We start from the raw sequence: 2651 nt of genomic DNA on the forward strand, positions 1-2651 counted from the left end.
CGGCGCCCGCGCGGGCCGCTCCGCGGCGGCCGCGCGGTCGGCGTCGCGCCGGTCCGCGGAGCGCCCGGACGACGGGTCGGCGGAGCGGTCGCCGCGCCGGTCGGGAGACAGCTCGGCCAGCCGTTCGGCCAGCCGGTGCAGGCCCCGGTAGGCGGCGGTCCGGACCGCACCGGGCCGCTTGCCCAGCACCCGTCCCGCCTCCTTGGCGTCCAGGCCCACCACCACCCGCAGCAGCACCGCCTCGGCCTGCTCCTGCGGAAGGCCCGCGATCAGGGCGACCGCCGCGTCCGTGGACAGCCGCGCCAGGGCGTCGCGTTCGGTGTCGTCCCCGCCCACCAGGTCGGTGAGCTCGTCGATCGGCGCGCTGGTGTCGGGACGGCGGCTGACCCGGCGCAGATGGTCGAGCGCGCGGTGCCGCGCCACCGTCGACGCCCACCCCCGGAACCGGTCGTAGTCGCCCGTGAACGAGCCGATGTCGCGCGCGATCTGCAGCCAGGCGTCCGCGGCCACGTCCTCGGCCTCCGGGCCGACCAGCGCCCGCAGGTAGCGCAGCAGCCGCGGCTGCAGGTCCCGGTACAGCGTCCGGAACGCCGCCTCGTCCCCGGCCTGCGCGGCCCGCAGCGCCGCCTCGAGCCCCGGGTCCCGCGGCTCGGCGCGGCGGCCCCTCCGACGTCCGCTCATGAGCGACCGGACGGCCGGGTCCAGGTGTTCACCAAGGCTTCCTCAAAACGGGGGGTCGGGGTCGGACGCGCAGGGCGTGCGGCGGCGTCCGCGGCGCCGTCCGCGGCGCCGTCGAGCTCGCGCGGGCCGCACGGCGCCCCGGGCGGATCGGCGCGCGTTCCATCGCCGCAGCCGCACTCCACGTCACGAGAAAAGGACCACTTCACATCGAGGACCCAAGTCTCCGCAAAGGACCGCTTCGTGGCAAGGACACCTCAGTAAAGCAGCACTCCAGGCGACATGTACGGACGTTGTCCGACCCGGTCGCAAGCCCCGGCGCCCCGCGGCGGGGGACGACCGGCGCGTCCAGGACCCGGGAAGGCCGGCGCGCGATCACGCAGGCCATGGCCCCCTCCGCGGCGCCGAGCGGGCGGCGGGCGGTCAATCACCCGATACTCTGATAGCCGATCCCAGAAGCCTCCAAGGACGGGTCCAGACGTGTTCGAGACGCTCTCCGACCGGTTGACGACGGTCTTCTCGTCGCTGCGCAGCAAGGGACGGCTCTCCGAGGCCGACATCAACGCGACGGCCCGCGAGATCCGCGTCGCGCTGCTGGAGGCCGACGTCGCCCTGCCCGTGGTGAAGGACTTCATCGCGCGGGTCAAGGAACGCGCCCGGGGCGCGGAGGTCTCCCAGGCCCTGAACCCGGCCCAGCAGGTCGTCAAGATCGTCAACGAGGAGCTCATCGAGATCCTCGGCGGCGAGACGCGCCGGATCCGTTTCGCCAAGAACCCGCCCACCGTGATCATGCTCGCGGGTCTGCAGGGCTCCGGTAAGACCACGCTGGCCGGCAAGCTGGCCCGTTGGCTGAAGCAGGAGGGGCACACGCCGCTGCTCGTCGCGGCGGACCTGCAGCGCCCCAACGCCGTCCAGCAGCTGCAGGTGGTGGGGGAGCGCGCCGGGGCGGCGGTGTTCGCGCCCGAGCCCGGCAACGGCGTCGGCGACCCGGTGGACGTGGCGCGCCGCTCGCTCGACCACGCCCGGCACGCCCAGCACGACGTGGTCGTCATCGACACCGCCGGACGGCTCGGCGTCGACGCCGAGATGATGCGGCAGGCCGCCGACATCCGCGACGCCGTCCGGCCGCACGAGATCCTCTTCGTCGTCGACGCGATGATCGGCCAGGACGCGGTGACCACCGCCCAGGCGTTCCTCGACGGCGTCGGCTTCGACGGGGTCGTGCTCACCAAGCTCGACGGCGACGCCCGCGGCGGCGCCGCGCTGTCGGTGCGGCACGTCACCGGCCGTCCGATCATGTTCGCCTCCACCGGGGAGAAGCTGGAGGACTTCAACGTCTTCCACCCGGACCGGATGGCCGGCCGCATCCTCGACATGGGCGACATCCTCACCCTGATCGAGCAGGCCGAGCAGGCGTTCGACGCCGCCCAGGCCGAGCGGATGACCACCAAGTTCGCCTCGGGCGAGGACTTCACCCTCGAGGACTTCCTCGAGCAGATGATGATGATCCGCAAGCTCGGGCCGATCGGGAACCTGCTGGGCATGATGCCGGGCATGGGGCAGGTCCGCGACCAGATCAAGCAGATCGACGACCGCGACCTGGACCGGGTGGCCGCCATCATCCGCTCGATGACCCCCGAGGAGCGGCGCAACCCGAAGATCATCAACGGCTCGCGGCGCGCCCGCATCGCGCGCGGCTCCGGCGTCACCGTCGGCGAGGTCAGCAGCCTGGTGACCCGCTTCTTCGAGGCGCAGAAGATGGTGCGGCAGATGGCGGGCGGCCTCGGCATCCCCGGCATGCCCGGCCGCCGCAAGGCCGCCAAGGCCGCCAAGGCCAAGAACAAGAAGGGCAAGCAGCGCAGCGGCGACCCGCGCAAGCGCGCCGCGGCCGCGCGCGGCCCCAAGCAGCCCGCCGCCGCCCCGGACGGGGCCGCCCCCACGGGCCTGCCGCCCGGCCTCGGCGGCCTCGGCGG

Annotated in this window: 2 protein-coding genes; one reads left to right on the top strand and one right to left on the bottom strand. The window is 74.0% G+C overall.

What is annotated here, in order from left to right; genetic code table 11:
* A partial coding sequence (locus AR3_RS28855) for an RNA polymerase sigma factor (protein ID WP_067918773.1) occupies window positions 1–681 on the bottom strand: 681 nt, incomplete at its 3' end.
* A gap of 477 nt (window positions 682–1158) precedes the next feature.
* Between AR3_RS28855 and ffh the strand changes: the two genes are divergently transcribed.
* Window positions 1159–2651 (top strand): signal recognition particle protein (gene ffh / locus AR3_RS28860; protein ID WP_067918775.1); only part of this gene is annotated, 1493 nt, incomplete at its 3' end.

This window comes from Actinomadura rubrobrunea NBRC 15275, from assembly GCF_001552235.1.
Classification (GTDB): domain Bacteria; phylum Actinomycetota; class Actinomycetes; order Streptosporangiales; family Streptosporangiaceae; genus Spirillospora; species Spirillospora viridilutea.